We start from the raw sequence: 6,000 nt of genomic DNA, 5'->3' as shown, positions 1-6,000 counted from the left end.
CACCCGTTCCCATCCCGAACACGGAAGTTAAGCCCTCCAGCGCCGATGGTACTTGGGGCGGGAGCCCCCGGGAGAGTAGGACGTTGCCAGGCAGAGGCCTTATTGGCCGAAGAAAAGGAAAAAGTTTCTCTTGATATTACCTGAGAAACGTTATATAATATAACTTGTCCGCCGGAAAGCGGAACATGGTTTTTGATCCTCAGTAGCTCAATGGTAGAGCGCCCGGCTGTTAACCGGTAGGTTGCAGGTTCGAGTCCTGCCTGAGGAGCCACCTGCTCCCATAGCTCAGTCGGTAGAGCGCTTCCATGGTAAGGAAGAGGTCACCAGTTCGAGTCTGGTTGGGAGCTCCATCAAGGCCCGTTGGTGAAGCGGTTAACACACCAGCCTTTCACGCTGGCATGCAGGGGTTCGAATCCCCTACGGGTCACCACACATCGCCGGGATGACTCCGGCGTGTCCATTGGGACGGTTAGCTCAGTTGGGAGAGCACCTGCCTTACAAGCAGGGGGTCGCAGGTTCGAGCCCTGCACCGTCCACCACCCAAATGAAGAGGTGGGAATCTCGGAGGGGTAGCGAAGTGGCCAAACGCAGCAGACTGTAAATCTGCCGGCTCTGCCTTCGTAGGTTCGAATCCTACCCCCTCCACCATCGATGGGGCGTAGCCAAGTGGTAAGGCAACGGACTTTGACTCCGTGATGCGTAGGTTCGATCCCTACCGCCCCAGCCATTCATTCCGACCCATTAGCTCAGCTGGCAGAGCACCTGACTTTTAATCAGGGTGTCCCAGGTTCGAATCCTGGATGGGTCACCAACCAATTTATGCGGAAGTGGCTCAGTGGTAGAGCACCGCCTTGCCAAGGCGGGGGTCGCGGGTTCGAATCCCGTCTTCCGCTCCACTTTGAAACCACCTGTGAAACAGGTGGTTTTTTATTATTTGTGGCAAACCGGAGGCATACTCCGGTTTTTTGTATTGTATAAGGATTCAGTTGAAAAAACCGAAGTCCTCAAACCTCACACAATCCCATTTGGGGTCAGAGCTCATTCCAACGCTTTCATCTCTTTTATTCAATGTTTTATTCATAATAACTGACATATAATCGTTATAACACTAAAAAGTGTATATAAGGACTGATATTTGTGTTTCAAGAAGATCCTCAGTTGTGGATATGTTAAAATGTCAGGGAGATCAATGATCAGACAACCAGAGAAAGTCGAGGGATCGTTCAGATGAAAAACAAGAAAATCACCATCATCGGGGTACCGATGGATCTGGGAGCGGACCGGCGTGGTGTGGACATGGGTCCCAGTGCGATTCGGTATGCTTCCGTCAAGGAAAAGTTGACCGGGCTTGGATGGGATGTGCAAGATCATGGAAATCTGATGGTCCCCACCCCGGAATCCTATGATGTCGGTGAATTGCAGTTGAAGTATCTCCGGGAGATCACCGAGGTCAGCAAAGAACTGGCGAGCACCATCGACAAAGTCGTAAGAACCGGCCGTTTTCCGCTGATCCTGGGCGGCGATCACAGCATTGCCATCGGAACGATCGCCGGCATGGCCAAGCACCACAAGCGCATGGGGGTCATTTGGTTCGATGCCCACGGAGATCTGAATACAGCGGAAACCAGTCCTTCCGGAAACATTCACGGAATGCCGCTTGCCGTCGGTTTGGGATTGGGGCATCCGGATCTGGTGAACATCGGCGGGTTCGCACCGAAAATCCAACCGGAAAATGTGGTCATTATCGGAGCCCGTCAGCTGGACGAAGGAGAACGGGTGCTGATCCGGGAACGGGGCATTAAGGTTTTTACCATGCATGACATCGACCGCATGGGAATGGGAGCCGTCATGGAGGAGTCCCTCAAGATCGTGTCGGAAGGTACCGACGGGGTGCACCTCAGCCTGGATCTGGACGGTTTGGACCCTCACGACGCCCCCGGTGTCGGCACGCCGGTGGCGGGCGGGATCACTTACCGCGAGAGTCACCTGGCGATGGAGATGCTGGCGGAAGCCGACCTTCTGACCTCGGCGGAGTTCGTGGAAGTCAATCCCATACTGGACCACGGCAACCGTACCGCCAAAGCGGCAGTGGCCTTGATCGGTTCCGTGTTTGGAGAAAAAGTGTTGTAAAACGGGTATCCGGACCCTCCGCGGAGAATGCGGGGGCCTTTTTTCATAGAGGACACCGGAGCTTGGTTCGTCAGGTGTAATAACCATTCATCTCCCTTTATAAAGATCATCCTTTTGGTACAATGGATACAAGGCTTTTCCATCCGGATCCGGGGATATCAAAAAACAAGGATCTGTCCGGTGCAAAAAGTTTTGAACGATCCGTCGATTTCATCTGGAAAATGAGAGGTGAAGGACTCCCATGAATGAAGGAACCCATACGACGGAGCCGCGTAAAGAGATGCCGCTCAGAAAGGATGTTCGCTTCCTCGGGAATATTCTGGGGGAAGTGTTGGTCATGCAAGGAGGCCCGACCCTCTTGGAACACGTGGAAAAAATACGGGAGCTGACGAAAGAGCTCCGTTCCACCCACGACCCGAAGTTGCTGGAGAAGTGCAAAGAACAGATCCGTCGATTGTCACCGGAGGTCCGCCGCGACGTCATCCGGGCCTTCGCACTTTACTTTCAATTGGTTAATATTGCCGAACAAAACCACCGGATCCGTCGGCACCGGGAATATCGGAGGGCTTCTGACGCCGCCCAGCCCTTCTCCATCGAAAGTGCCGTCCGTTCCTTGAAGGAGGAAGGGTTGACCGCCGAACAGGTGGACGAACTCCTGGGCAACCTGTCGCTGGAACTGGTGATGACCGCCCACCCAACGGAAGCGGTGCGAAGAACGATCCTGGACATCCATCAACGGATCGCCGAGGGCGTTGCCCGACTGGACGATCCTCTTCTTACAGACGGGGAAAGGGAGCAAGTGAGAACCCAGCTGCTTGCCGAAGTTCTCACGCTGTGGCAGAGTGACGAGTTGCGCCACCGGAAACCCACCGTGATCGATGAAGTCCGGAACGGCCTTTATTACATGGATGAAACGCTTTTTGACGTGTTGCCGGAGATCCACCGGGAATTGGAGAATAGTCTGGAAAAACATTATCCCGAAAAGCAGTGGCATGTTCCCTGTTATCTGCGTTTCGGCTCCTGGATCGGGGGGGACCGGGACGGAAACCCCTGGGTTACTTCGGAAGTCACTTGGCAGACGCTCCGCATGCAGCGGAACCTCGTGATCCGCAAGTACGAGCAAAGTGTCCGCGAGTTAATTGAAAAATTGAGCCACTCCACCCGCCTGGTTCACATCCCCGATTTTCTGCGGGAATCGGTCAAACAAGACGAGGCGGAAGTGACCCTCGGGGATATCGGGGAAGGGGAATGGAGAAACGAACAGGAGTTGTACCGTCGAAAGCTGACCTTTATCCTCGCCCGCTTGAAGCACACCCGAAGCGGGATGAAGGAGAAAGGCGCGTATGAAAACGCGACCGATTTTCTGGAAGACCTCCGGCTGATCGACCGGAGCCTGCGCACCCACCACGCCCAGTCCATCGCCGACGGACCCTTGGCCCGCCTGATCCGTCAGGTGGAGCTGTTCGGTTTCCATCTGCTGGTTTTGGACATTCGGCAGGACAGCGGTGAACATGAAAGCGCCCTGACGGAGATCCTGGCATCCCTCGGAATTGTGGAGGATTATGCAAGTCTTGGAGAAGAGGAAAAGCAGGAGCTTCTCACCGAACTGCTGGCGGACCCCCGCCCGCTGACCTCCTCCTTCATGAAGTTTTCGGAGGAGACCCAAGAGATCTTGAACCTCTTTTCCACGATCGCCGAGGCCAAAAAGGAATTCGGAGACGAGGCGATCCGCAACTATCTGATCAGCATGACTCAGGGAACCAGCGATCTTCTGGAAGTGGTGCTGTTTGCCAAGGAAGTCGGACTGTGGCGCCAGCAGAACGGTAAAGTGGAATCCTCCCTTCACGTGGTCCCCCTGCTGGAGACGATCGACGACCTCCATCGGGCGAAAGAAATCATGGAAGACTACTACCGCCATCCCAGCTACTCTCCCGATCACCACAACGGCCACCCTGTTCAGGAGATCATGCTCGGGTATTCCGACAGCAACAAGGACGGGGGAATGGTAACGGCCAACTGGGAACTGTACCGCGCCCAGAAGGACCTGTACCGCCTTTCACGGGAATACGGTCTGAACGTCCGCTTTTTTCACGGACGCGGGGGAGCTTTGGGCCGCGGCGGCGGGCCGCTGAACCAGAGCATCCAGGCCCAGCCCCCGGAAACCCTGGCGGGAGGAGTCAAAATCACCGAACAGGGGGAAGTCCTTTCTTCCCGATACGCTTTGAAACCCATCGCTTACCGGAGCCTGGAACAGGCCACCTCCGCCCTTCTGACTTCCGCTGCCAGCGCATATGCGGGTCGGACCCGGTCCCTGCCGACCCAGTGGGTGGACACGATGGAGGAGATCTCGAAGCGGGCGCTGAAATGCTATCAGTCCTTTGTGTTTGACAACCCCCATTTCCTTCCTTATTTCAATGCCTCGACTCCCCTGCCGGAAATCGGGGAGATGAAAATCGGATCCCGCCCCACCCGCCGAAAAAACAGCCAGGCCTTTGAAAACCTGCGTGCCATTCCATGGGTTTTCTCCTGGACACAGAGCCGAAATCTCTTCCCGGCCTGGTTTGCCGCGGGAAGCGGGCTGCAGGAGATCGCCCGGCGGGAAGGTGGACTGGAACGGCTGAAGGAGATGTACGAGTCCTGGGTGTTCTTCCGTTCCCTGATCGATAACCTCCAGATGGCCTTGGCAAAAGCGGATCTGGTGATCGCCCGGGAGTATTCCACCCTTGCCCGGGATCCTGAGGTGCGAAACGGGGTCTTCCCCACCATCGAAGAGGAATATCGCCGAACCAAGGAAGTGGTGCTGGCCATCACCGGTCAGGACGATATCCTCGATCATATCCCGGTGATCCAGGAGTCCATCCGGTTAAGAAACCCGTATGTTGATCCCTTGAGCTTTATCCAGGTTTACCTTTTGGGGCTGATCCGGGAAGATGAAGATCCTGAAACCCGCAAAAATGAGTTGGAGCAAGTGTTGCTGACCATCAACGGCATCGCGGCGGGTTTACGCAATACGGGATAACCTCTCGCGGCCCAGTCTTAACCCAAAAGTCCTATTTTCGGATCCGCATCTCGAAATGCGTTGAAAAGTGTAGAAAAGGGTTGATCCATCCTTTACTATGGACAGTAGAAAAAGAAACATTTTCCTGACGTTAGAAAAGGGTACGGTTTTTCGCCGTTGGGTCGACCCCATGAAAAAGGCTTCCTGCGGGGAGCTTTTTTCATGGGGCCGACCCACACGAAGGGTTGTCAGCTGGAGGCTAACTACAGGAAAAGGCGGGAACGGACAATATGATCAAAAACCGGGATGAACTTGAATGGATCAAACGCGTGCGGTCGGGTGACCGGGCTGCTTTCGCGAGGTTGGTGTATCCGTACCGGCGCAGAATTTACTCCTTGGCGTATCAGAAGCTGAACCACGCCCAGGAAGCGGAGGATATCGTCCAGGAGACCTTTCTTCGGGCCTACATTCATCTCCACCGTTTCAGCTGCCGGCATCCATTTTCCACATGGATTTACCGGATTGCCACCAACCTGTGCATCGACCGGATCCGGAAGAAAAAAGCGGAAGTTCATCTGGACGCCCCGCTCGGACGGGAAGAGGGGGGGTGTTGGTACCATTTTGTGGCCTCCCGGGAAAAGACACCGGAGGAGTGGTTAATCGACCGGGAACAACAATGGGAAGTAAGACGGGCTCTTCGGGCGCTTCCCTCCAACTATCGCTCGGTGATGCTCTTGAGGTACATCCAGCAGATGCCGCTTTCCGAGATCGGGGAAAAACTCCAAATGCCTGTCACCACGGTGAAAACCCGGGTTCACCGGGGGAGGAAGGCTCTCGTCCGCCGTTTGGCCTCCTCCGTCTGAAGGCTTATC

Annotated in this window: 3 protein-coding genes, 8 tRNA genes and 1 rRNA gene; all 12 read left to right on the top strand. The window is 55.1% G+C overall.

Annotation, left to right across the window (positions count from 1 at the left end):
• Positions 1–92 (top strand): 5S ribosomal RNA (gene rrf / locus C8P63_RS11195); the annotation flags it as partial.
• 104 nt (positions 93–196) lie between these two features.
• Positions 197–271: transfer RNA gene (locus C8P63_RS11190), tRNA-Asn, on the top strand.
• A 3-nt stretch (positions 272–274) separates the two neighbouring features.
• Positions 275–350: transfer RNA gene (locus C8P63_RS11185), tRNA-Thr, on the top strand.
• A gap of 4 nt (positions 351–354) precedes the next feature.
• A tRNA-Glu gene (locus C8P63_RS11180) sits at positions 355–430 on the top strand.
• Positions 431–463: 33 nt separating this feature from the next.
• Positions 464–539, top strand: a tRNA-Val gene (locus C8P63_RS11175).
• Between the two features lie 24 nt (positions 540–563).
• Positions 564–648, top strand: a tRNA-Tyr gene (locus C8P63_RS11170).
• A gap of 4 nt (positions 649–652) precedes the next feature.
• Positions 653–727 (top strand) — tRNA-Gln (locus C8P63_RS11165).
• Between the two features lie 8 nt (positions 728–735).
• Positions 736–811, top strand: a tRNA-Lys gene (locus C8P63_RS11160).
• A 10-nt stretch (positions 812–821) separates the two neighbouring features.
• A tRNA-Gly gene (locus tag C8P63_RS11155) sits at positions 822–896 on the top strand.
• A gap of 331 nt (positions 897–1,227) precedes the next feature.
• Positions 1,228–2,130: an arginase gene (gene rocF / locus C8P63_RS11150; RefSeq protein ID WP_108024166.1), complete on the top strand. Its 903-nt coding sequence runs from the start codon at positions 1,228–1,230 to the stop codon at positions 2,128–2,130.
• Positions 2,131–2,371: 241 nt separating this feature from the next.
• Complete coding sequence (ppc, locus tag C8P63_RS11145) at positions 2,372–5,149, top strand: phosphoenolpyruvate carboxylase (protein ID WP_108024164.1); 2,778 nt, start codon at positions 2,372–2,374, stop codon at positions 5,147–5,149.
• 269 nt (positions 5,150–5,418) lie between these two features.
• Positions 5,419–5,991: an RNA polymerase sigma factor SigW gene (gene sigW, locus C8P63_RS11140; protein WP_108024162.1), complete on the top strand. Its 573-nt coding sequence runs from the start codon at positions 5,419–5,421 to the stop codon at positions 5,989–5,991.
• Positions 5,992–6,000 lie beyond the last annotated feature (9 nt).

Origin of the sequence: Melghirimyces profundicolus (genome assembly GCF_003054245.1) — a bacterium.
GTDB lineage: Bacteria > Bacillota > Bacilli > Thermoactinomycetales > DSM-45169 > Melghirimyces > Melghirimyces profundicolus.
The sequence above is the reverse complement of the archived record's forward strand: the minus strand, read 5'-3'. Positions and strand labels throughout refer to the sequence as shown.